At 48.9% G+C, this 23,027-nt stretch carries 21 protein-coding genes and 1 pseudogene; 8 read left to right on the top strand and 14 right to left on the bottom strand.

Going from position 1 to position 23,027, the window contains the following annotated elements; translation table 11 throughout:
- Nucleotides 1-3 precede the first annotated feature (3 nt).
- The 4 genes from Q1A40_RS09425 to hycI are packed head-to-tail and all read left to right on the top strand — an operon-like array spanning nt 4 to nt 2,312.
- The gene (locus Q1A40_RS09425; RefSeq protein ID WP_299999524.1) at nt 4-561 is read left to right on the top strand and encodes a formate hydrogenlyase complex iron-sulfur subunit; all 558 of its coding nucleotides are present in this window, start codon (nt 4-6) and stop codon (nt 559-561) included.
- Nucleotides 558-1,355 (top strand): NADH-quinone oxidoreductase subunit B family protein, encoded by a 798-nt coding sequence (locus Q1A40_RS09420; RefSeq protein ID WP_299999522.1) that lies wholly within the window; start codon nt 558-560, stop codon nt 1,353-1,355. The genes Q1A40_RS09425 and Q1A40_RS09420 overlap by 4 nt, the downstream gene beginning before the upstream one ends.
- Nucleotides 1,355-1,834, top strand: coding sequence for a formate hydrogenlyase maturation HycH family protein (locus tag Q1A40_RS09415; protein WP_299999520.1), 480 nt, complete (start codon nt 1,355-1,357; stop codon nt 1,832-1,834). The genes Q1A40_RS09420 and Q1A40_RS09415 overlap by 1 nt, the downstream gene beginning before the upstream one ends.
- Nucleotides 1,827-2,312: a hydrogenase maturation peptidase HycI gene (gene hycI / locus Q1A40_RS09410; RefSeq protein WP_299999518.1), complete on the top strand. Its 486-nt coding sequence runs from the start codon at nt 1,827-1,829 to the stop codon at nt 2,310-2,312. The genes Q1A40_RS09415 and hycI overlap by 8 nt, the downstream gene beginning before the upstream one ends.
- A gap of 209 nt (nt 2,313-2,521) precedes the next feature.
- Here hycI and Q1A40_RS09405 read toward each other — a convergent pair.
- Both Q1A40_RS09405 and yafN read right to left on the bottom strand, forming a co-directional pair.
- Nucleotides 2,522-2,695: pseudogene (locus Q1A40_RS09405) on the bottom strand (type II toxin-antitoxin system YafO family toxin); the annotation flags it as partial.
- Nucleotides 2,696-2,733: 38 nt separating this feature from the next.
- Nucleotides 2,734-3,027: a type I toxin-antitoxin system antitoxin YafN gene (yafN, locus tag Q1A40_RS09400; RefSeq protein WP_299999516.1), complete on the bottom strand. Its 294-nt coding sequence runs from the start codon at nt 3,025-3,027 to the stop codon at nt 2,734-2,736.
- Between the two features lie 692 nt (nt 3,028-3,719).
- On the opposite strand from yafN, the gene hydN reads away from it, so the two are divergent.
- The 3 genes from hydN to hypF all read left to right on the top strand — a co-directional run bounded on the left by hydN (nt 3,720) and on the right by hypF (nt 8,832).
- Nucleotides 3,720-4,265, top strand: coding sequence for an electron transport protein HydN (hydN, locus tag Q1A40_RS09395; RefSeq protein ID WP_299999514.1), 546 nt, complete (start codon nt 3,720-3,722; stop codon nt 4,263-4,265).
- A gap of 23 nt (nt 4,266-4,288) precedes the next feature.
- A complete protein-coding gene (fdhF, locus tag Q1A40_RS09390) occupies nt 4,289-6,460 on the top strand; it encodes a formate dehydrogenase subunit alpha (RefSeq protein WP_299999512.1) in 2,172 nt (723 codons plus the stop codon).
- 71 nt (nt 6,461-6,531) lie between these two features.
- Entirely contained in the window at nt 6,532-8,832 is a 2,301-nt protein-coding gene (gene hypF, locus Q1A40_RS09385; RefSeq protein WP_299999511.1) for a carbamoyltransferase HypF, read from the top strand.
- A gap of 245 nt (nt 8,833-9,077) precedes the next feature.
- Here the strand turns inward: hypF and Q1A40_RS09380 are convergent, their stop codons facing one another.
- The 3 genes from Q1A40_RS09380 to Q1A40_RS09370 form a co-directional block, all read right to left on the bottom strand.
- Entirely contained in the window at nt 9,078-9,641 is a 564-nt protein-coding gene (locus Q1A40_RS09380; RefSeq protein ID WP_299999510.1) for an inclusion body family protein, read from the bottom strand.
- Between the two features lie 759 nt (nt 9,642-10,400).
- Entirely contained in the window at nt 10,401-11,150 is a 750-nt protein-coding gene (cutC, locus tag Q1A40_RS09375) for a copper homeostasis protein CutC (RefSeq protein ID WP_299999509.1), read from the bottom strand.
- Nucleotides 11,151-11,225: 75 nt separating this feature from the next.
- Nucleotides 11,226-11,789 carry a VOC family protein gene (locus tag Q1A40_RS09370; protein WP_299999508.1) on the bottom strand — a complete coding sequence of 188 codons (564 nt, stop codon included), beginning with the start codon at nt 11,787-11,789 and terminating at the stop codon, nt 11,226-11,228.
- 241 nt (nt 11,790-12,030) lie between these two features.
- Between Q1A40_RS09370 and argS the strand changes: the two genes are divergently transcribed.
- A complete protein-coding gene (gene argS / locus Q1A40_RS09365; RefSeq protein ID WP_299999506.1) occupies nt 12,031-13,764 on the top strand; it encodes an arginine--tRNA ligase in 1,734 nt (577 codons plus the stop codon).
- 67 nt (nt 13,765-13,831) lie between these two features.
- On the opposite strand, the gene Q1A40_RS09360 is transcribed toward argS, so the two are convergent.
- From Q1A40_RS09360 to cheW, 9 genes are all read right to left on the bottom strand, one after another.
- Complete coding sequence (locus Q1A40_RS09360) at nt 13,832-14,227, bottom strand: flagellar protein FlhE (RefSeq protein ID WP_299999504.1); 396 nt, start codon at nt 14,225-14,227, stop codon at nt 13,832-13,834.
- Nucleotides 14,227-16,305 (bottom strand): flagellar biosynthesis protein FlhA, encoded by a 2,079-nt coding sequence (flhA, locus tag Q1A40_RS09355; protein WP_299999502.1) that lies wholly within the window; start codon nt 16,303-16,305, stop codon nt 14,227-14,229. Before flhA ends, Q1A40_RS09360 begins: the two co-directional genes overlap by 1 nt.
- The gene (gene flhB / locus Q1A40_RS09350) at nt 16,298-17,449 is read right to left on the bottom strand and encodes a flagellar biosynthesis protein FlhB (RefSeq protein WP_299999501.1); all 1,152 of its coding nucleotides are present in this window, start codon (nt 17,447-17,449) and stop codon (nt 16,298-16,300) included. Before flhB ends, flhA begins: the two co-directional genes overlap by 8 nt.
- Before the next feature lie 142 nt (nt 17,450-17,591).
- Complete coding sequence (cheZ, locus tag Q1A40_RS09345; RefSeq protein ID WP_299999500.1) at nt 17,592-18,242, bottom strand: protein phosphatase CheZ; 651 nt, start codon at nt 18,240-18,242, stop codon at nt 17,592-17,594.
- Nucleotides 18,243-18,252: 10 nt separating this feature from the next.
- The gene (cheY, locus tag Q1A40_RS09340; RefSeq protein ID WP_299999499.1) at nt 18,253-18,642 is read right to left on the bottom strand and encodes a chemotaxis response regulator CheY; all 390 of its coding nucleotides are present in this window, start codon (nt 18,640-18,642) and stop codon (nt 18,253-18,255) included.
- Nucleotides 18,643-18,661: 19 nt separating this feature from the next.
- Nucleotides 18,662-19,711: a chemotaxis response regulator protein-glutamate methylesterase gene (locus Q1A40_RS09335; protein WP_299999498.1), complete on the bottom strand. Its 1,050-nt coding sequence runs from the start codon at nt 19,709-19,711 to the stop codon at nt 18,662-18,664.
- A complete protein-coding gene (cheR, locus tag Q1A40_RS09330) occupies nt 19,708-20,574 on the bottom strand; it encodes a protein-glutamate O-methyltransferase CheR (RefSeq protein ID WP_299999497.1) in 867 nt (288 codons plus the stop codon). The genes Q1A40_RS09335 and cheR overlap by 4 nt, the downstream gene beginning before the upstream one ends.
- Before the next feature lie 64 nt (nt 20,575-20,638).
- A complete protein-coding gene (locus Q1A40_RS09325; RefSeq protein WP_299999496.1) occupies nt 20,639-22,189 on the bottom strand; it encodes a methyl-accepting chemotaxis protein in 1,551 nt (516 codons plus the stop codon).
- A 320-nt stretch (nt 22,190-22,509) separates the two neighbouring features.
- Nucleotides 22,510-23,004 (bottom strand): chemotaxis protein CheW, encoded by a 495-nt coding sequence (gene cheW, locus Q1A40_RS09320; RefSeq protein WP_299999494.1) that lies wholly within the window; start codon nt 23,002-23,004, stop codon nt 22,510-22,512.
- Between the last annotated feature and the right edge of the window lie 23 nt (nt 23,005-23,027).

The raw sequence follows: 23,027 nt of genomic DNA, 5'->3' as shown, positions 1-23,027 counted from the left end.
ATCATGCTGAAACTGATTAAAAAAGTACTAAAAACCGGCACAGCAACCGTGTCTTATCCGTTTAAGCCACTCGATCTGGCACCCAATTTTCGCGGTAAACCGCAATACAGTGCCGAACAGTGTATTGCCTGTGGTGCCTGCGCCAATGCCTGCCCGTCGAATGCACTCACGATGACGACAGCAGAAGATGGCGAAAGCATTCGCTGGTCACTTTTTTTAGGCCGCTGTATTTTCTGCGCACGCTGTGAGGAAGTTTGCCCGACGGCGGCGATAAAACTGTCGCAAGAGTTCGAACTTGCGGTGTGGAACAAACAAGACTTATATGAAACGGCCGACTTTCCGGTCTGCCATTGCCGTGTCTGTGGCAAACCTTATGCGGTTCAAAAAGAAATTGACTTCGCACTCAGCCTGTTACAAGAGAGCGCAGCCTTAAGCGAGAGGCAAATTGCCAAACGTCGTGAACAGTACGAAACCTGCCCTGAATGCAAAAAACGACACAGTCTTTCTCCTTCCGACCGTATTGATATCGGCCGCCATATGACAACGGAGGCCCATTCATGAGTCATAATCCCATTGCGCCACGTGATGAAAATGGTCTTCCTGTCCCCATCACACTGGACGAAAGCATCGCTAAGCTGAAATCAACGCTGCTCAACAGTATTCGTCGCTCTGCCTATGTCTATCGCGTTGACTGTGGAGGCTGTAATGGCTGTGAAATTGAGATTTTTGCCGCTATTTCGCCGCTGTTTGACGCAGAACGCTTTGGTATTAAAGTGGTGCCGTCACCGCGTCATGCGGACATTCTGCTCTTCACAGGAGCAGTAACTCGAGCAATGCGTATTCCTGCTCTGCGGGCCTGGGACAGCTCTCCTGATCCTAAAATTTGCGTTTCCTACGGCGCCTGCGGTAACAGCGGTGGCATTTTCCACGACCTGTATTGCGTCTGGGGCGGAACAGATAAAATTGTTCCCGTCGATGTGTATATTCCTGGCTGCCCGCCGACACCCGCCGCCACTATTTACGGATTTGCCATGGCGCTGGGCTTGCTGGATCAGAAGATAAAAGGTCAGCAACACAACGAAAAAGCCCGTGAACCCGCAACATTATTGCACCCTGATTTACCGCAACCTCTGCGCGTATTATTGGACCGCGAAGCTCACCGTATGGCGGGTTACCGTTATGGTCGTCAGATTGCCGATCAGTTTATGGATTTAGTCGTAGCCCCTGGTGTAGAGCCGATTGAACAGCGGGTTAATGCCTATCTTGAACAGCGCGGCGATCTGCGGCTTAACGAGATTGTCGGTAATCTGCTGCATCTCTATCAGCAGGTACTACGTGGCGAGGTACGTCTGTGATGAATGACACCAACGACCAACGCTATGCGCGCCATCAGCCTTATGCCGGCCACCAGCCAGAGAAAAATAAAGTCATTTTTTATTCATTAAGTCGCAAATTTGTCGATGAAAAAAGTGCCCAAAAGCACAGCTCGCAAAAGGCACAAGAAGTGGTGTATTACAGTCTGGCAATAGGCCATCACCTCGGGGTGATAGACTGTCTGAAGTCTCGGCTTGAATGCCCGCTGGACGCCTATAATGACTGGATAAACACGCTGCCAGAAAAGAGTGATGCACACCGCAAACTGGCAGGCGTACAGCGCTTTGGTGAGATCAATATTGATAGCAGCCATACCCATTTACTGGCACTGGCACTGCGTGATGCGCGTTGCGGCATGACGGCCGAACAACAAGACTGGAGCGATACTCTTATCGCTCTGCTGACACAAATTGAATACGATCCCGCCATGTATCTCATGGTCAGGAGGTTTGATGCGTGATTTATCTTCCCGCTACGCACTGTTGTGCGTCGGTAACAGTATGATGGGGGACGACGGGGCAGGCCCACGCCTTGCCGAACTCTGCGCTGAACGACCGCTATCCGGCTGGACAGTAGTGGACGGCGGCGCAGCACCTGAAAACGACATCGGTTTTTTACGTGAACTACAGCCAGAACATCTGGTGATTGTTGATGCCACTGATATGGGACTTGCGCCCGGTGAAATGCGCATTATCGACGAAGATGACATCGCCGACATGTTTATGATGACCACACACAATTTACCGCTGACCTTTCTGATTCAGCAACTGCGCGAGGATATCCCACAGATAACCTTTGTCGGTATCCAGCCTGATGTGGTGGCTTTTTACTTCCCAATGAGTGCTGCCGTTGAGCAGGCAGTGAACCGCCTTTATCAGCTCTTGCCTGCGCTGGAACAGGGCTTGGATATTGCCCCTTTTAAACAGGAAACGGACTGATAAACCGGTATCCCTCGCAATGATCCCCTACATACGCATCATTCAGGGTCTGATAACTGTCATCTGATGTTTTTAACATCGGTACCGCTGTCAGGCCCTCTTTTGGTACTCATGATTTTCCCTCAGTGCCAAGAATTCTACGTGAGAACGAAAAATGCTGAGCCTACTACCGTTGTAGAGATGCTCTCAGAGGAGTTTTTAAAACCTTTGAAAGGGGCATTCGCATCGGCAAGATGGATATGGGCCACTTGTTCTTCTTTTACCAAGGGATAGGTGCGATCATCATCGTAAGGCGCATCACGCCCAAAGGTATCTGGCAATGCACCGTCTTTTTTGTAGGACAGAAAATTCGCCGCCAAATCATCAAGCTCCTGTTGGCTCAATTACTGGCGAATCAGTGCTGACTTGAAAATCCTGATGCTCATTCCGTGAACTCGGTCAGGTCCTTATCAGAGGCGTTTTGCAGCAATTGCTGCCCGCTATCCGCAATACCGCTTAAACGTTCAGCCGTTGGCCTAAATCGCGCAGCGGTGTGAACCTTGCCCTGCTTCTCTTCCAACAGATCGATCAGTTCTTCAAACACTTTAGCACTAACCATGTAGCCAGCGGGACGGTTGTTGGAGAGAACGGCAACCGGCTCATCAATGAAATATTTCGCCGGGTTCTTCCTTAACTCGGTGATGTTGATAGATTTTTCTGCGAGAATACGTTCCATAACCCACCTGAAAGTATATTTAATTACATACAGTATAATGCACATCAAAGCGTACATCAATTTTTGTGTTTATAAAATGTACGGAGGCCAGTAATATCTATTCATCAGCGCAAGATGAGCAGCCAGAGCAAAGTACAACCCAGGAATCGCAGATTCTAAGACCAAGCCACCATCTGAGCGTGATCTAATCTTACAGTCAGCTATCTGCCTGATGCGGAAACTACAAACATCACGGTGTGTTTATAAATGGGGTGTAGGTCAATACACATTATTGATACTGTCACTGGCCCGCTTTGTATTAATCACCTTCACGCAATTTTTCATACCAAGAGTGTCATCGCCCTCCTCTTCCGGCTCATAATACTACCGGCATTTACCTTCCCCCTCCTTTTTAAAAACTCTAATAGTCTGATATTTGCTGTCGACACTACTGTCGATGCCATGACGATATCCGGATGACATCAACAAAAAATTCGTCACCTAAAAAAAAATAAAACATAACCAAATGATTTAAATAGATAAAATTAAAAAATGAAAACTGGCACGTTTTATGTATTACCACTGCAGACCCAGAATGATTCAAGCCGCCAGACGAAGGTAACACCCTGGCAACCTGAAATATGACGGGTAGAGCAATGTCGCCAAGCCGGTGTAATCCGGTTTAATAAAAAACCCGGACTCAGGAGGTTTAGATGAACCGGTTTATTATCGCCGACCCAAAAAAATGTATCGGCTGCCGTACCTGTGAAATTGCCTGCGTGCTGGCTCACAGTGAATCTCAGGATATGTCACTGTTTAGCAAAGCTACTTTTGCACCACGCTTACACGTTATTAAAGGCGTCAATATCAGTACCCCGGTGACATGCCGCCAGTGTGAAGATGCCCCTTGTGCCAATGTTTGTCCGAACGGTGCCATTCTTCGTACCGGGGATCATGTACAAGTCATGCAGGAGCACTGTATCGGCTGTAAGACCTGCGTAGTCGCCTGTCCATACGGCGCAATGGAAGTCATCACTACCCCCATTTTTCGTCAAAATGGCGCCGCTATGGTGGCCATTTCAGATAAAGCTGAGGCACATAAATGTGACCTGTGTAGCTCCCGCACAGAGGGCCCGGCTTGCATTGACATTTGTCCGACCAAGGCTATTTACGTCATTGACCGTAACCAGTTACAGGATATGAACGCAGAAAAACGCCGCCGCGCTGCGCTCGACAGCACATCTCCACTGCTGTTTTAACCCCGGATCGAGGAAATTATCACATGAAAAAAGTCACCACTGTCTGTCCGTATTGCGGTGCTGGATGCAAACTAAATCTGATCGTAGATAACGGAAAAATCATCCGTGCGGAAGCTGCGAACGGCGTGACCAACCAGAATGAATTATGCCTGAAAGGCTATTATGGCTGGGATTTTCTTAATGATACAAAACTGCTTACCCCACGTCTGACACAGCCTCTGATCCGTCGTCAAAAAGGTGGAAAATTTGAGGCAGTGAGCTGGGATGAAGCGATCAGTTACACCGCCCAACGCCTGAAAGAGATTAAACAAAAATACGGACCACGCTCTATCATGACCACCGGTTCTTCCCGCGGAACCGGGAATGAAACCAACTTTGTGATGCAGAAATTTGCGCGTGCGGTCATCGGCACCAACAACGTGGACTGCTGTGCCCGTGTTTGTCATGGTCCTTCTGTTGCCGGTTTGCAGGCAACCCTGGGGAACGGGGCAATGAGTAACTCAATTGGCGATATCGAAAACTCCAAGTGTCTGCTGGTGTTTGGCTATAACTGCGCCGACTCTCACCCCATCGTTGCCCGTCGGGTGATTAAAGCCAAAGAAAAAGGCGCACAGGTGATTGTCTGTGACCCTCGCCGTATCGAAACAGCACGTATAGCAAATCAGCATTTACAGATTAAAAACGGTTGTAATATGGCGCTGGTCAATGCTTTCGCCCATGTGCTGATCGAAGAAGACCTGTATGACCACGATTATGTATCGAAATATACCGAAGGATTTGAAGCCTATCGTAAAAATGTCGCCGATTACTCACCTGAAGCGGTCGCTGAACAAACGGGGGTTTCCGCTCAGGAAATACGCCAGGCAATGCGCACCTACGCGGCAGCACCTTCCGCCACGATTATGTGGGGTATGGGTGTCACGCAATTTGGCCAGGCCGTTGACGTCGTGAAAGGACTCGCCAGTCTTGCACTGCTGACCGGCAACTTAGGCCGCGCTAATGTGGGTGTGGGTCCGGTTCGTGGTCAGAACAATGTACAGGGTGCCTGCGATATGGGCGTACTACCCAATGAATTCCCCGGCTATCAGTCAGTCACTGACCCAGAAGTACGGGCGAAATTCGCCGCTGCCTGGGGGATAGATGTTAACCAGATGGATGCGCAAATTGGTCACCGTATCACTGAAATCCCGCACCTTGCTCTCGAAGGTAAAGTGAAGGCCTACTACATCATGGGTGAAGATCCATTGCAGACTGAGGCGGATTTAGGCCTGGTGCGTAAAGGATTTGAAGCGCTGGATTTTGTCGTGGTTCAAGATATCTTCATGACCAAAACGGCGGAACAAGCAGACGTGATATTACCTGCAACCTCATGGGGTGAGCATGGTGGTGTCTTCTCTTGCGCAGACCGCGGTTTCCAGCGGTTCGAAAAAGCGATTGAACCTAAATACGATGTTAAACGCGACTGGGAAATTATCAGTCTGCTGGCAACCGAGATGGGTTATCCGATGCATTACCAGGATAACCAGGAAATCTGGGACGAAATGCGCAGCCTCTGCCCACTATTCTATGGCGCAACCTACGAAAAAATGGGCACACTGGGCCATGTTCAATGGCCTTGCACAACACTTGAAAGCCCGGGAACACCGCATCTGTACACTGATAACCACTTTGACACCCCAACCGGTAAGGGCCAGTTATTCGCAGCCCCCTGGCGTGCGCCAGCAGAAACGCCTGACAGCGACTACCCGCTGGTATTGTGTACCGTGCGAGAGGTGGGTCACTATTCCTGTCGTTCAATGACCGGTAACTGCGCAGCCTTACAAACTCTGGCTGATGAACCGGGTTTCGTTCAAATGAATCCGACAGATGCTGAAGCACTCGGTATCCACGATCAGCAGCTGGTCTGGGTTGCCTCACGTCGTGGTAAAGTGATATCACGCGTCAATTACAATGAGCGTATCAATAAAGGTGCCGTCTATATGACTTACCAGTGGTGGATCGGAGCCTGTAATGAACTGACTCAGGATAATCTTGACCCCATATCCAAAACACCGGAAACCAAGTATTGTGCGGTAAAAGTGGAACACATTGCCGACCAACGCTGGGCTGAAAATTATGCTCATCAGACTTACAGTGATATGAAAGCCCGTCTGCGTAGCGCCGTTGAAGATGTCACATCCTCTACTACAATGTAGTTTGCTGTATCTGACGCCTTCCCGCTAACGCGGAAGGCGTTATTCCTCTGTTTTACGCATAAAGAGGTGTTATGTCCGGTCTGCTTATCCGTGTTTACGGCAAAGTTCAAGGTGTCGGTTTCAGACCCTTTGTCTGGCAGTTAGCTGACCAATTGCAACTTCGCGGCGATGTCAGTAATGACAGCGCTGGTGTTGAAATCAGACTGCTTAACCCCGTTAATCTTGATATCTTTCTCAACCTGCTTCAACGTGAATGCCCGCCACTGGCGAGGATTGACAGTACCCATGTCACCCCTTTCGACTGGTCAGAACCACCACAAGACTTCACTATTATTGAGAGTCGTCACTGTCAGATGGATACCCAGGTGGTACCCGATGCGGCGACCTGCCCGGAATGTCTGAAAGATATTACCCGCAGAGGGGAACGCCGTTTCGGCTATGCGTTTACCAACTGTACCCATTGCGGCCCGCGTTTTACACTGATCCGTTCCATGCCTTACGATCGTCCTTTCACCAGCATGGCAGAATTTACCTTATGCCCGGAATGTCTGCAGGAATACCAGAACCCTGCAGACCGCCGCTTTCATGCTCAACCCGTCGCCTGCCCGCACTGCGGTCCTCAGCTCACGGCAACGTTGAAAAATGGCGATGAAATCGCGCAAGGGGAAACGGCGCTGGAATATGCGGTTAGCGCTTTACGCGCAGGGAAAATCGTCGCAATTAAGGGGCTGGGCGGTTTTCATCTCACTTGCGATGCGACACAACAAGACGTCGTGGTACGACTCCGCGAACGTAAACAGCGCCCCTCAAAACCGCTGGCAGTAATGCTACCCGATATCGACTGGCTGGGTAGGTGCAGCAGCGAGGATGAAGACAAGAGACTGCGCGATCTGCTCAGTTCTCCGGCCGCTCCCATTGTGCTGACAGCCAAAACGCCCCAATCACCACTCTGTGCTGCAATAGCCCCCGGTCTTGATGAGATCGGGCTGATGCTCCCTTTCACACCACTTCATCATTTATTGATGCTGGCAGTTCAAATACCCCTGGTGATGACCTCCGGCAACGCCAGCGGCTGCGCCCCCGTACTGACCAATGAACAGGCTCTGTCGCAGCTTGATGGTATTGCCGATGTCTGGTTGCTGCATAACCGCGATATCGTCCAGCGCGCTGATGACTCACTGGTTCGCCTCACGCCTCAGGGGACTGAAATACTGCGCCGGGCGCGGGGTTACGTCCCCGATTCTTTCACGCTTCCTCCCGGATTTAATCCTCAGCAGCCGTTACTTGCGCTGGGGGGCGACCTGAAGAACACCTTCTGTCTGGTGCGCGGTAATACTGCCACACTCAGCGCCCATTTTGGCTCTCTGACGCACAGTGATATTGCGGAACAGCAGCAGCAAGCGATCGACCACTTTCAGCATCTCTATGACTGCAAACCTTTTGTCGTCGCCCGGGATGCTCACCCGGGGTATGTCAGTCATCTGCAGGGGGAAAACTTTTCCGTCCCTGTCATTGACGTGCTACATCATCACGCCCACATTGCAGCCTGTCTGGCTGAACATCAATGGCCGTTGGATAACAGTGAAGTGATTGGTCTGGCACTGGACGGACTGGGATACGGGATCACAGAGGATAACCAAGGTGAACTTTGGGGCGGGGAGTGTTTGCGAGCCAATTACCGGCACTGTGAACATCTGGGAGGCTTACCGATGGTAGCGCTCCCCGGTGGCGATCTGGCTGCGCGCGAACCCTGGCGAAATACTCTGGCACAATGGCTGGCCTTTGTCCCCGACTGGCAGGCACGCCCGGAAGCGCAAGTGCTCGCACCTTATCCCTGGTTGCCGCTGTCGAAAGCCATAGAAGCAGGCATAAACTCGCCACAAGCTTCGTCCTGTGGGCGCCTGTTTGACGCCGTCGCCATGATACTCGCTTGCGCTCCCGGTAAATTAAGTTTTGAAGGTGAAGCGGCAAGCCGTCTGGAAGCATTGGCGCAACAGACTCAAGGACAGTCTCATCCGGTCACAATGCCGTTACTGCACACGGACTCAGGTATCGTGCTTGACCTGGCTATATTCTGGCAGCAATGGCTTGACTGGCAGGCCGAGCCCGCCGCACGCGCTTTCGCCTTTCACGATGCGCTGGCACAGGGCCTTGCTACTCTGGCACGTTTCCATGCAGAGAGAACCGGTATCCGGACCATCGCTCTGGGTGGAGGAGTACTGCATAACCGCCTGCTACGCCAACGGTTGTATCACTACTTAGCCCCGCTTACTGTGCTGATGCCACAAGATATTCCGGCTGGAGATGGAGGACTGGCGCTCGGCCAGGCGGTGATTGCCTGCGCACGCTTGCAATGCTCTTCTACTGTTTAAAACATTCTGTTCTTAATGAGAAACGGCACAGCAACGGAGAATATCGCACTATAGATATATACCAACAGTCTGATTCTACTTATTATACTTTACAGCTATTTCAGATAAAAAGATGAGCTGATACTCTGGAAAATACCCACATAAACGTTCTGATTTTCATTCAGAAGAAATTAATTTATAAAATAACAGAACCAGTATCAAATATTCATGTTATATGTGGGTATTGCTTTCTAGAATATCACTGTCTAATTACGCACTGTAATAGTCGGGTCCCAATAAAAATAACCAAACAGCTCCTGCTCACCCCCCGTAGGGCGATAATACACACCAAATTGAATATTATAATGCTCTTTTCCTGTCTGATGAATATCTGCTTGCAGGAACCAATTAATTTGATCTCTGAACGTTACCGGGAATGGGCCTCCCTGTTTAGGCGTCATAGATCTCTTTGAGAATGATTTAAATGTAGGATCAACAAAGACATTGTCACCTTTAAATTTTGGCACGCCGTAGATCAACACGCTGGAATCAAAATTGCCGGACTCCGATATACCTGTCCAGCGAATAACATCACCCACATTGGCTTTAATATTAAGGTCTGCAGTTCCACTCCCACTAATAGAGTGTGCAGAGGTCGTGACCATATATGAATAGTTATGTGAAATACTGGTTGGCTTGGTATAATCCTTGCTAACATACTTTCCTTTAAAGTCATTAATCACACTATCGGTATCGATAACGACAAGAATATTAATAATTTTATTGCTACTCCTGGTACTGATATTGGATACTTCTATATTATTTTCCATGATATTCTCCAGATTGAGTATTAAAAAAAGATATTTAACTTATTATTACATTTTAGAGGTAATTATAAACACCACATGCAAGATTAATATACATTTCGATTTTTATTAAAAATAACAACAGATATGTTAGTAACACCCGACGGGATTGATGTCAGGTAAAAATCGAATGGCGGAAAGAATCTATAATATTACCCATCAAAACAGAGAAATCATAGATTAAACGTCACTTGACTGACTTCCTTTATAAAATCAACCCTCCATTAAACATTCAATAATATCAATGCATTAGTTTTATCATAACAAATAACAATAACACTATGTCATTGTTAATGATGGTCTTTTTTATTTTACCTCAAAATTCAAAAAAAAACAGAAACGCTAAAAATACGCGAAAAGGCAATAAAAAAACCTGAAAAAACAGCCAGAAAAAGTCTTTATAGCCAGACAAGACATCAAAGATAAGAAAGATGACCGCCTGTACAATGTCATTTATGAGAGCATAAATATAATAAAAAGTATAAATCACCATCAATATTTTACGAATTAACCATTCATTGATAATGAAACGGCAAACAGAGGGCAACAGTCAAGATGCTTCCGTTCCGTTGAATATAGTCAGACGACTCAGCCAATACACACCGCTTCTGGATGGACGCCTTACAGTGGTATCAGACACTCATAAAAAAAGCCCTGGTAAAGTTCCAGGGCTTGGTACAAGAACATCATATTGGGCGATATGATGTGCGGTAAACAGGTTTCTCAGGCCGGTGCGGAATAATGATTCAGGGCGGCTTTCATGGCAACGACGCTATCGCCGTCAACACAATAACGAGAAAATTCGTCAGCGGCAGCATCAGCGCTCATAGAGACACCCGTATTACGGTAGCGCATTGATGATGCGACTAAGTGTCCCGCTGAACTGTGTAGCTCTTCGATTCCCTGTTGCAAAAAGAGTGGAATATTGGCCAAACGTACGCCAGCCCCCGCCATAATGATTGGAGTAGCGGATTGCTGTTTTAGTTCCCGAAGTAATGAAATTCCTTTCTCGGCTGTCGGTTGCTGACCTGACGTCAGCACTCTCGCCACACCCAGTTCTCTCAGCGTGTCAAAGGCTTGCTGTGGCGATCGGCACATATCAAATGCACGATGAAAAGTAACAGCCATACCGTCACAGGCTTCCATGACTTGCTTCATTCGCGGCTTATCGACCTCTCCCTCTTCATTTAATATCCCAGTCACTAATCCCGGAAAACCGAGTTCACGTACCAGGGCGATATCAGCCAGCATGCAGTCAAATTCAGTCTGGGTATAACAAAAATCGCCGCCACGGGGGCGAATAATGGGGTGAACGGGTATCGATACCTGTTGTTTTACCAACAGTAATACGCCAGCAGAGGGAGTCAGCCCACCTTCTTTCGGTGCCGAACACAGTTCGATTCGGTCTGCCCCTGCACGCTGTGCTGTCAGCGCACAATCCAGCCCATAACAGCATATTTCTAACAACGCCATTTTTTGCTCCTTATCCCCTGTTAATACAGGTTATTGCTGAATTTCGTGCGAAATTGCATCCCCCGGACTATAAAGTTACTGTTTTTCACTCAACACAATGTCTTCGAGACTCCAGGGATGAAATTTCAGCGTAACTTTGCCATCAGTAATGGCAAAAGTCGTGTTAGGGAGTCTTTCCCCTTCTGCATGCGGCGCGCTGGTTTTCACGGCAATACCGGTTTCCAGCAGCCCATCATCACTCAGTAATTCCAGAGCTCGGGCATTTAAACTTTCCGCAGGACCAGGAAGCACAATTTCAACATGTTCCCAGCCTTCATGAGGATAACGTTTTTCACCAGGCCAGGGCAGTTCAATCAATGTAAAGCTCCACCCTGCCACACAGACGGGCTGTTCCAGTTTGAATAAACAGACCGGACGGCCGTTTATCTGATTCTCACTGAATAAATCGCCGCATTTTTCAAACCCCGCTCGCCAGCGTTCTGCTGTGGTATTCTGGTGACAGCGCAAGGAAATATGATCGGCATTTAGCGGTGCGATATCCAGTCCAATACGGCTCGCCAGTTCGGTTATCTGCTGACCGAAGCGGTCCAAGTCCGTAACCAAGTCCTGCAATTCATCGATGCTTTGCCATTGTGCCATCCGCTATTCTCCAGAAATACAAAAACGCTAATCTACCTTGTCGCTTCACGGTAACCAACTGCGGTGAACCATTTCTGCCGTTGAGCGAGCATTCCTTATACACAGAAACAAATTACTGGCCTGGAAATAAGGCTTTTGCTGACTCGGCCAGATAAATAACGCTATACTTACTCCCTATTTCTTTGCTCATTTATCAACGACCATCAGCATCAGATGGTTCGGACTCTGTTAAGGTATCTCGGTGAATATTCAGTCTCTTCTCTCAGAAAAAGTTAGCCTGGCAATGATTGCTGCAGGTGCAGCTGCGGATTGCGAACCTCAAGTTCGTCAGTCTGCAAAGGTTCAGTTCGGTGACTATCAAGCCAATGGTATGATGTCTGTTGCCAAAACGCTGGGCATGCCGCCGCGACAATTTGCAGAGAAGGTGATTGCCAGCCTCGATTTAACCGGTATCGCCCAGAAGGTTGAAATTGCCGGACCGGGTTTTATTAATATCTTCCTGGATCCCGCATTTCTGGCTCAGCATATTGAAACGGCGGTAGCTTCATCTCGTGTCGGTGTTAGCCCGGTTAAACCCGAGACCATTGTCGTCGACTATTCAGCACCAAACGTCGCCAAAGAGATGCATGTCGGTAATATTCGTTCCACCATTATTGGTGATGCTTCAGTACGTACTCTTGAATTCCTCGGCCATAACGTTATCCGCGCTAACCACGTCGGTGACTGGGGTACGCAGTTTGGGATGCTGATTGCCTGGCTTGAAAAACAGCAAACCGAAAATGCCGGTGATATGGTGCTGGCCGATCTTGAAGCCTTCTATCGTGATGCCAAAAAACATTACGACGAAGATGAAGTGTTTGCTGAACGTGCCCGGGGCTATGTGGTTAAGCTACAAAGCGGCGACGAGTACTGCCGCGATATGTGGCGTAAACTGGTCGACATTACCATGACCCAAAACCAGCTAACCTATCAGCGCCTGAATGTAACACTGACCCGGGATGATGTGATGGGTGAAAGTTTATATAACCCGATGCTGGCCGGTATTGTTGCTGATCTGAAGGCTAAAGGCCTGGCTGTAGAAAGTGAAGGGGCTACCGTTGTCTATCTTGATGAGTTCAAGAATAAAGATGGTGAGCCTATGGGGGTCATTGTTCAGAAAAAAGATGGCGGTTATCTCTATACCACCACCGATATTGCCTGCGCCAAATATCGCTATGAAACCCTGCATGCTGACCGTGCGCTCTACTATATTGACTCCCGCCAGCACCAGCATCTGATGCAAGCCTGGGCCATTGTCCGTAAGGCTGGTTATATTCCTGACAGCATGTCACTTGAACACCATATGTTTGGCATGATGCTGGGTAAAGACGGTAAACCGTTTAAAACCCGTACCGGTGGTACGATTAAACTCTCTGAGTTACTGGACGAAGCCTTGGATCGTGCTCGTCGTCTGGTTGCAGAGAAAAATCCGGATATGCCTGCCGATGAGCTGGAAAATCTGGCCAATGTCGTCGGGATCGGTGCAGTTAAATACGCTGACCTGTCGAAGAGTCGTACCACTGACTATATTTTCGACTGGGATAATATGCTGGCGTTTGAAGGTAACACCGCGCCGTATATGCAGTATGCCTATACCCGCGTACTGTCCGTCTTCCGTAAAGCGGAGATGACTGAAGCCGAGCTGCTGAAACATTCGGTGACGCTGACAGAAGAGAGAGAAATCCAGCTGGCAGTCCGCCTGCTGCAATTTGAAGAGACGCTCAGTGTGGTTGCTCGTGATGGCACCCCGCATGTCATGTGTAGCTACCTCTATGATTTGGCAGGCCTGTTCTCTGGTTTCTACGAGCACTGCCCTATCCTGAACGCAGGTAATGATGAATTGCGTAACAGCCGTTTAAAACTGGCCTTATTAACCGCTAAAACGCTGAAGCTGGGTCTGGATACATTAGGTATTGAAACTGTAGAACGGATGTAATCTGCAAAAATAACAACGGCATGTCATGAATCAATGGCATGCCGTTTTTTTATCTGTGATTTCTGACTCAGGGCGTGTAGTTGACAATAACCTGGTTACTGCGAACGCGTAATGCCGGATAAAAACGCCCTCTGCCCGCCACCTCCCAGACAAAAATCAGCGGCTGGCTGGCAGAAATACCGGCTAATTCCCGAGTGCTACCGCTGGGGCCATCCAATACCACGCAACGACTCGGCGCACACAGTTTAACCCTGAGTCCGGCCGGTTCAGGCGTCATTAACTGGTAACGCCAGGCGATTAAAGTCATCCTTCCGCTCACGTCAGTTGGCGCATAAAGCGCCGCAGAGTTCATCGCAGTTCCCCGCTGACTCAACGTAATCCCAATGCCACTCGCCTGCCATGCCCCCCCCCCGGCGGCGCTGGCCAGTAAAGGCAAGAACAATAACAGCAGCAAAGCGCGCATTATTTGCCCCCAATCGTTGCCGTCATCCGAATATTACGGTTATCCGACAGTTCCAGGCTAGAGAGCACCACCAACTGCGGCAGGGAGCGGCGCAAAAAACGTGACAAAAGTGGACGCAGAGCATGATTCACCAGTAACACCGGCGGGGCTCCCATCATTTCCTGGCGTTGCAAGGCCTCCTGAGTTTGGGCCAGCAAACGATCGGCAAGCCCAGGCTCAAGCCCGCCGCCACCTTGTAAAGCTTGTAATAAAATACGCTCCAGCGCCGGATCGAGGCCGATAACCTGAACTTCAGCATTACCCGGAAACCACTGCTGTGTGATAGCGCGTCCCAAAGCAACCCGTACGACAGCCGTCAGCTCATGGGGATCGTTTTGAATCGGGGCGTGTTCTGCCAGGGTTTCCATAATGGTGCGCATATCGCGAATCGGGATATTCTCTTCCAGCAGGTTTTGCAACACTTTATGCAAGATAGTCAGCGTTATCACCGCAGGAACTAAATCTTCAGCCAGTTTTGGCATTTCCTGGGCAACTCTGTCCAGCAGTTGTTGTGCTTCCTGACGACCAAATAATTCAGCCGCATGCTGGCCAATCAGATGGTTAAGGTGTGTCGCAACCACGGTACTGGCTTCAACGACCGTAAAACCTTGAATTTGTGCCTGCTCTTTGAGTGCACTTTCAATCCAAATCGCCGCCAGACCAAAAGCCGGATCAATGGTGGCTTCTCCAGGCAAAGTGCCTGCTGCTGTACCTGGATTAATCGCCAGCCAGCGTCCGGGATAAGCTTCACCGCTGCCAATCTCAACACCTTTCATCAGAATACGGTAACGTGCCGGGGTCAGATCCATATTATCGCGGATATGTACAACAGGCGGCAGAAAGCCCATTTCCTGGGCAAATTTCTTGCGGATACTACGAATTCGTCCCAGCAATTCACCATCCTGCTGAGTATCCACCATGGGTATTAAACGGTAACCCACTTCCATACCTAAGGGATCTTCTAACTGGACATCATTCCAGCTGGCTTCCACCACTTGCGTATTATCCGGCATTTTTACCGGTTGAGGCGCAGCGATAACCTGCCCTTCGCGACCACGTAGCCACCATGCCAGTCCTAAAAGCGCTGCAGTGAATAGCAGAAAGACAAAGTTTGGCATTCCCGGAACTAATCCCAGTAAACCGAGGACACCTGCGGATAACAACATCACACGCGGATGGCTGAACAACTGGGTCACCATCTGCTCACCAACATCCTGATCGGTGGCAACCCGGGTCACAATCACCCCCGCAGCCGTTGAGATAACCAGCGCAGGTATTTGTGCGACCAGACCATCACCGATAGTCAGCAAAGTATAGCTTTCCGCCGCCGCACCGATCGGCATATCGTGCTGGATAACCCCCACCAGTAAACCACCAATGATGTTGATAACCATGATGATTAAACCTGCAACGGCATCTCCACGGACAAATTTACTGGCACCATCCATTGAACCGTAGAAATCGGCTTCCTGAGTCACTTCGGCGCGACGTTTTTTGGCCTCTTCCTCGCCAATGATGCCTGCGTTCAAGTCAGCATCAATGGCCATTTGTTTACCGGGCATGCCATCCAGCACGAAACGGGCCCCGACTTCCGCAATGCGCCCGGCGCCCTTAGTAATCACCATAAAGTTAATCAGTACGAGGATAATAAACACCACGATACCAATGGCGAAGTTCCCCCCCACCAGGAAATGGCCAAAGGCTTCCACAACCTTACCTGCTGCCGCAGCACCGGTATGACCATCCAGCAAAATGATACGCGTTGAGGCAACGTTAAGAGCCAAACGTAATAAGGTGGTAAACAGCAAAATGGTCGGAAAGGCGGCAAACTCAAGAGTACGCTGAGTAAACATCGCCACCAGTAACACCATAATGGATAAGGCGATATTGAAGGTGAACAACAGATCCAGAACAAAAGCCGGTAACGGCAGCACCATCATCGACAAGATAAGTAATATCAGAATAGGTCCGGCAAGGATCTGCCACTGACCCGATTTCATACCGCGAGGTAAACGCAGCATTGTTATCAAATTACTCATCGGAGTCCTTTTTATTGATAAAATCCAGTGCCGCTGGCACCGGTAAGTTTTCAGGCTTTTGCGGGATCAGTCCCCCGGCCATACGCCAGCGTCTTAACTGCCAGACCCAGGCCAGGACTTCGGCGACAGCTGCATATAACTGACCTGGGATCTGTTGACCTATTTCTGCGTGCCGGTATAAAGCGCGAGCCAGTGGGGGGGCTTCCAGCATCGGAATACGATTTTGCTCAGCAAGTTCACGTATGCGTAACGCCACCTTTCCAGCTCCTTTTGCCAGCACCTTTGGCGCACTCATTTTGTTTTCGTTGTATTGCAAAGCGACTGCGTAATGGGTTGGGTTGGTGACAATCACATCAGCTTTGGGGACATCAGCCATCATACGTCGACGAGCCATCGCCCGCTGTTGTTGACGAATTCGCCCTTTAACATGCGGGTCACCTTCATTCTGTTTGTGTTCATCACGAATATCCTGACGCGTCATTTTCAGTTTTTTGATATGACTGAATATTTGGAAAAAGACGTCAAAGCCCACCATCGGGATCAGGCCGAGAATCACCAGTAAGGCACATAATGCAACCATATCCAGGGCACGACTTAATGCAGTCACGGGCGGTTCATGGATCAGGCGTAACATTGACGGCCAGTTATGCCACAGGAACCAGCCAACCACGACGCCCACAAGAGTGGCTTTTAGTAATGCCTTAAATAACTCCGCCATCGTTTGCATCGAGAACATTCGGGCAAACCCTTTAATCGGGTTCATTTTGCCAAGATCAAACTTAATCGACTTACCACTGAACATAATGCCGCCCAACAGCATAGGGGCCGCAATCGCCATAATGACCAGCCCGGCAATAAGCGGCAGGAGAGCCATGACAGAGAGCTTAATTAAATGACTGATTTGATTAATGATAAGACCAGGGTCATTAATCATTTTATGGTCAAAAAGCAGGCCATCTGAGAGCATTGCTCCCAAGGTGCGGGCCAGTGAGGCACCTCCGGCCCAAAGAACACTGAGTCCAACCAACAGCATGAGTAATGAAGTGAGCTCACGGGATCGCGGGATCTGTCCATCTTCCCGCGCTTTTTCAAGTCGGTGGGGTGTGGGGGCTTCTGTTTTTTCCTGATCGCTCTCTTCAGACACTCTGAAAATCCCGTGGCCGTAAAATCAGCCAAAGCATGCCAGAGCTGTTAACAAATAATGGAAGAATTACAGCGGTTTTTATGCGGCTATTTTGACGTTAAGACACACCTTGCAGATAAATCTCTGCAAGGTGTGTTGATGCTCAGAAGCCTAAGCTATCGAGCAAATCATCAACTTGATCCTGACTGGCGACCACACCCGTCGCACTGGCATTCAGTTGCGGACCGTTTAATAAACTCTCGTTCGTACGTTTTTTCCGGGTATCAGATTCAGGAATATTTTCCAATAACACCATCAGTAACTGCCGTTCGATTTCCTGAATGACATCCATCATGCGTTTGATGACCTGTCCTGTCAGATCCTGGAAATCTTGCGCCATCATTATTTCAAGTAACTGAGCATGAGTGAAACTGGTATGTTCAGGCACCTCTGAGAGATAACGGCGAGTATCCGTCACCAATTCACGCGCATCATCAAGCTCAATGGGGTTTGCAAACCACTCATCCCAACGCCCACTGAGCGCCTTGGCTCCACGTTCAAGTTGCGTTTGGTGAGGCTGAGAAAGTTCGACACAGTTTAACGCCCGTTCAGCAGCCTGAGCCGTCATCTGTACCACATAATCCAGTCTGTCTCGTGCGTCCGGTATCGCTTCTGCTGCTTCAGCAATCGCCTGATCGAGACCCAGTTCACGCAGGCTGTCACGCAACATCCGCGTTAGACTACCGATACGTGCAACGATATCTGCCGCTGATTGCGGGTGTAAATCTATTGCAGGGTTGGCTGGTGAGTGCATTTGCTCCTCCTTACATGCCAAGCTTTTCGAATATCTTGTTCAGTTTTTCTTCAAGCGTCGCGGCGGTAAAAGGCTTAACGACATAGCCACTCGCTCCCGCCTGTGCTGCCGCAATGATGTTCTCTTTTTTAGCTTCTGCCGTAACCATTAACGTCGGCATCGCAGCCAGAGCCCCGTCGGCACGAATCGCTTTCAGTAATTCCAGCCCATCCATATTCGGCATATTCCAGTCAGTGATAACAAAACCAAAACCCCCGGCTTGAAGTTTGTTGAAGGCTTCAACACCATCCTCCGCCTCTTCAACATTATTAAAACCTAGCTCTTTTAATAAGTTACGCACGATGCGTCGCATCGTTGAGAAATCATCTACCACCAGAAACTTGAGTTCTTTGTCAGCCATAAAAATCGGGCTCCTTCAATTAAATACGTATTGCCTGTCCGGCACTCATTTTTGCCAGCATTTGCTGGCTTATCTGGCTTAACTCGACCACTTCGCTAACGCCACCCGCATTGATGGCCTCGCGCGGCATGCCGAACACCACACAACTGGCTTCATTCTGAGCAATGGTCCAGGCCCCCGCCTGGTGCATAGCCAGCATTCCGGCTGCGCCATCATTGCCCATCCCGGTAAGAATGACACCCACGGCATTCCGCCCGGCATATTTTGCTACCGAGTGAAACAGGACATCGACCGAGGGACGATGGCGATTAACCGGGGGAGCATCCGTAATAGTAATTTGATAGTTTGCACCGCTACGCGTCAGTGCCATATGTTGATTACCCGGAGCAATATAGGCATGTCCCGGTAATACACGTTCACCATCTTCAGCTTCTTTCACTTCAATCTGACACAGCTTATTCAACCGTTCAGCAAATGAACGAGTGAATCCCGCAGGCATATGTTGAGTAATCAATACGGCCGGGCTGGAAAGCGGGAGTGGCTGTAACACATGACGAATCGCCTCTGTTCCTCCGGTTGAGGCACCAATCGCAATCAGTTTTTCAGAGCTGAGTAAGGGGCCATTTTTAAGGAGTACTGGTGCGCTACGACTCGCAGCTGTTCCCAGCTTGGCGCGTGATGCAGTCCGGACCTTCTCAGCGATAGTTTCGCTGTAAGCCAGCATCCCCTCACGGATCCCTAACTGGGGTTTAGTCACGAAATCAATGGCACCTAACTCCAGCGCACGGAGTGTTACCTCAGAGCCTTTTCCCGTCAGGGATGACACCATCACCACCGGCATCGGCCGCAATCTCATCAATTTCTCAAGAAAATCAATACCATCCATACGCGGCATTTCGACATCCAGCGTCAGAACATCAGGATTGAATTTCTTAATTAAGTCACGTGCAACCAGTGGATCCGGCGCGGTGGCAACCATTTCCATATCACTGTGGCTATTAATAATTTCCGTCATTATCCGCCGCATCAAAGCGGAGTCATCTATTGATAACACACGTATTTTTGTCATGTTCTTTCCTTACTCAACCCATAGACGGTCTGGCCACGAAGCCAGAAGTCACGGCTGAGATGACTGAAATTCTCCGAATGTCCGGCAAACAGTAATCCACCAGGTTTTAACAGTGGGACGAAGCGACTCAAAATATCTTGTTGAGTTTTTTTATCGAAATAAATCATAACATTACGACAAAATATGGCGTCAAAGGGTCCCGGTACTTGCAGCTTTGCATCAAGCAAATTAATCGCTGCAAATTCAACCTGCTTAGTCAACTCTTGACGAACCCGGGCATAGCCCTCATGCGGGCCAGTACCCCGCATGAAATAGCGCTGAAGTTGTTGCGGGGAAAGTGTCTTAAGTTCCTGCTGACGAAACACGCCTGCTTGAGCCTTCTCGAGCACCTGGGTATCAATATCGCTGGCAAAAACTTTCCAGCGTCCGGGGCCTTCACCCAACGCATCAGCAAGCGTAATCGCGATAGAATAGGGCTCTTCGCCTGTCGAAGATGCCGCACTCCAGATTTTATATTCCCCTTTTCTTTGCCTGGCATGTTCGGCCAGGATAGGGAAATGATGCCCTTCGCGAAAAAAAGCCGTCAGATTAGTGGTCAAGGCGTTAATAAAGGCCTGCCACTCAGCATCATTGGCATTCGCCTCCAGCGTTCCCAGATAATCCCCGAAATCATCCAGGCCCAGTAATCGCAAACGACGAACCAGTCGGTTGTACACCATATCTCGCTTATGAGAAGCCAGCACAATACCTGCACGCTGGTAAATTAGCTGGCATATCCGACGGAAATGAACATCGGAAAGCGGCAGACGCTGTGTCATTTGTTGTAATAATGACGATTGCCCAGTTGGGCTCGGTGATGTCATAGCGTCTCTCAATAGCTCTTAAGCTATTATCTTGAAATAATACGTTCTTCTGCCCGGTGCCGGTTTAAGCGTCACTTAACCGGAAGACCCTGACAACTTGATTCAGATATTCTGTTTGGCTTGCCAGTGATTCAGTGGCGCTGGCTGATTCTTCCACCAAGGCCGCATTCTGCTGGGTAACAAGATCCATCTGACTCACCGCCTGAGCTACTTGAGCAATACCATGACTTTGCTCATCTGACGCCGAGGCGATTTCGCCCATAATGTCATTTACCTGAGTAACTGAATGGACAATTTCAGACATCATAGTGACGGAGGCACCGACACGTTCAGATCCCAGCTTCACCTGTTCGACAGATTCTTCGATTAATACCTTTATCTCTTTTGCTGCTTGAGCGCTGCGGCTGGCAAGATTCCGGACTTCACCCGCAACCACCGCAAAACCACGTCCCTGTTCCCCTGCTCGTGCTGCTTCAACAGCCGCATTCAACGCCAGGATATTGGTCTGAAAAGCAATACTGTCGATGACATTGGTGATATCGGAAATTTTTCGTGAACTTCCCGCAATTCCCTGCATCGTTTGAGCAACAGATTCTGCCTGAGAACCGCCTTGTTTTGCCTTATCGGCTGCGGCACGCGAGAGTTGAGCGGCCTGTCTGGCGTTATCAGCATTTTGTCCGACGGTAGCAGTGAGCTGTTCCATACTGGCAGCCGTTTGCGCCAAAGATGCCGCTTGCTCCTCGGTACGGGAAGACAGGTCATTATTTCCCAAGGTGATTTCAGAGACTCCCAGATGCATCGCCTGGCTACTGTCGCGCACTTGGCTGATGGTCTCCTTGAGTGCACCTTGCATTTTTTTCAGGCTACCAAAAATCATGGAGATTTCATTTCGCCCAAACACCGCTATCGGTTTCGATAAGTCACCTTCAGCAATACTGTCGAAATGGTTACGCACAGTCGCCAGTGGCTGGACTATCATTTTGCGTGACCACCACAAGGACCCCACAGTCAGTAGCACCGCAATCAGAGCAACACTGCCAAAAATAATCGCTGACAACAGATAATTGCTTTCACTCCCCTGACGGGCTTCGGTAATGCGCTGATTAATCGTCTGCTGCCAGGCATTAAAATAGGAGTCAAAGTTCTCCTGCGCTTCACCTACCGGGGTATTTAAAAACTCAGCCAGTTGATTACCTTCCAGCCAGGAGATTTGCTGGCGCAGGGCACTTTCAAAACGGGTGAAACTTTGCTGAGCAGAGGCCATCATGTCGGTGTCGTGTTCACTGCCGCCTGGCGTTTCACTGAACTGAGTAAAGACATCATCCGCATGTTCCAGTCCCTGTTTCGCCAGGGTAATTTGATGCTTAACTTCATCTTCCGGATACACTAAGGCCGCCAGCGTACCGGCGCGACTTAATGCCCCACCCGCTTCGAGCAATGCTGCCCGACTTTGCGTTAACAGGTCACGCTGCTGATTACTGGACTCCACCATGCTTAAATTCTGATAATCGTTATGAAAAGCCCAGAAGGACAAGCCATTACTGCCGATTTGCAATACGCCGCAAATCACTAAAATAATAAAAAGCGTGGTCGAAATTTTGATACGGTTAAACATCAATCCCTTCCTTAGCTAATATTGATAAGTACGATTTAATCTGTCTGATTTTCGGTATCATCTTTACATCGCCATCAGCAAAAATGAGGCTTAACGGAATCAAAAAATCCCAGTGAAGCCCTGAGTGGCCTATTGGTTTCTCTACCAGAGATGCTCAGCAAGCGTTAACCGTTGTTATCGGCAGCATGAATGAAAACTTTATTTTATGGCGCAGGGAAATGAATAAATTACGCGAAAGGCAATAAACAATTGAGAGGAAAGCCTTATCTACAGCGACAGATAAGGCCGTCAGGAAAGCATTAAATATTACAACTCATTCATTACAGTACAGCGGACTCGACTAAAGCCATTTCTTCACTGTTCAATAATTTTTCAATGTTAACCAGAATAAGCATACGATCGCCCAGAGCACCGAGACCAGTGAGATACTCAGTCGACAAGGTGACCGCAAACTCAGGGGCCGGTCGAATCTGGTCAGTCGTCAGTGACAACACATCAGAGACACCATCAACCACAATACCGACAACACGTTGTTCAAAATTCAGAACGATAACAACAGTATTATCATTATATTCGACATCATCCTGAGCAAATTTAATACGCAGGTCGATAATAGGTACAATCACACCACGTAAATTGGTGACACCTTTAATAAAAGCTGGAGTATTCGCAATTCGAGTGACTTGATCATAGCCACGTATTTCCTGCACTTTCAGAATATCAATACCGTACTCTTCATTACCAAGAGTAAACACGAGGAACTCTTGTCCTACCGTTTCACCCGTTAATTTTGTCACATGCGTGGATACTGTCATTTGCGTACCTATTTCTTAAGCGG

Origin of the sequence: uncultured Cedecea sp., assembly GCF_947498825.1 — a bacterium.
Taxonomy (GTDB): domain Bacteria; phylum Pseudomonadota; class Gammaproteobacteria; order Enterobacterales; family Enterobacteriaceae; genus JGM124.
This window is presented reverse-complemented; position numbering and strand designations above follow the sequence as displayed.

Coding starts and splice junctions, on each gene's coding strand:
- Q1A40_RS09425 (WP_299999524.1), top strand. CDS start 4: ATGCTGAAACTGATTAAAAAAGTACTAAAAACCGGCACAGCAACCGTG.
- Q1A40_RS09420 (WP_299999522.1), top strand. CDS start 558: ATGAGTCATAATCCCATTGCGCCACGTGATGAAAATGGTCTTCCTGTC.
- Q1A40_RS09415 (WP_299999520.1), top strand. CDS start 1,355: ATGAATGACACCAACGACCAACGCTATGCGCGCCATCAGCCTTATGCC.
- hycI (WP_299999518.1), top strand. CDS start 1,827: ATGCGTGATTTATCTTCCCGCTACGCACTGTTGTGCGTCGGTAACAGT.
- yafN (WP_299999516.1), bottom strand. CDS start 3,027: ATGGAACGTATTCTCGCAGAAAAATCTATCAACATCACCGAGTTAAGG.
- hydN (WP_299999514.1), top strand. CDS start 3,720: ATGAACCGGTTTATTATCGCCGACCCAAAAAAATGTATCGGCTGCCGT.
- fdhF (WP_299999512.1), top strand. CDS start 4,289: ATGAAAAAAGTCACCACTGTCTGTCCGTATTGCGGTGCTGGATGCAAA.
- hypF (WP_299999511.1), top strand. CDS start 6,532: ATGTCCGGTCTGCTTATCCGTGTTTACGGCAAAGTTCAAGGTGTCGGT.
- Q1A40_RS09380 (WP_299999510.1), bottom strand. CDS start 9,641: ATGGAAAATAATATAGAAGTATCCAATATCAGTACCAGGAGTAGCAAT.
- cutC (WP_299999509.1), bottom strand. CDS start 11,150: ATGGCGTTGTTAGAAATATGCTGTTATGGGCTGGATTGTGCGCTGACA.
- Q1A40_RS09370 (WP_299999508.1), bottom strand. CDS start 11,789: ATGGCACAATGGCAAAGCATCGATGAATTGCAGGACTTGGTTACGGAC.
- Q1A40_RS09360 (WP_299999504.1), bottom strand. CDS start 14,227: ATGCGCGCTTTGCTGCTGTTATTGTTCTTGCCTTTACTGGCCAGCGCC.
- flhA (WP_299999502.1), bottom strand. CDS start 16,305: ATGAGTAATTTGATAACAATGCTGCGTTTACCTCGCGGTATGAAATCG.
- cheZ (WP_299999500.1), bottom strand. CDS start 18,242: ATGCACTCACCAGCCAACCCTGCAATAGATTTACACCCGCAATCAGCG.
- cheY (WP_299999499.1), bottom strand. CDS start 18,642: ATGGCTGACAAAGAACTCAAGTTTCTGGTGGTAGATGATTTCTCAACG.
- Q1A40_RS09335 (WP_299999498.1), bottom strand. CDS start 19,711: ATGACAAAAATACGTGTGTTATCAATAGATGACTCCGCTTTGATGCGG.
- cheR (WP_299999497.1), bottom strand. CDS start 20,574: ATGACATCACCGAGCCCAACTGGGCAATCGTCATTATTACAACAAATG.
- Q1A40_RS09325 (WP_299999496.1), bottom strand. CDS start 22,189: ATGTTTAACCGTATCAAAATTTCGACCACGCTTTTTATTATTTTAGTG.
- cheW (WP_299999494.1), bottom strand. CDS start 23,004: ATGACAGTATCCACGCATGTGACAAAATTAACGGGTGAAACGGTAGGA.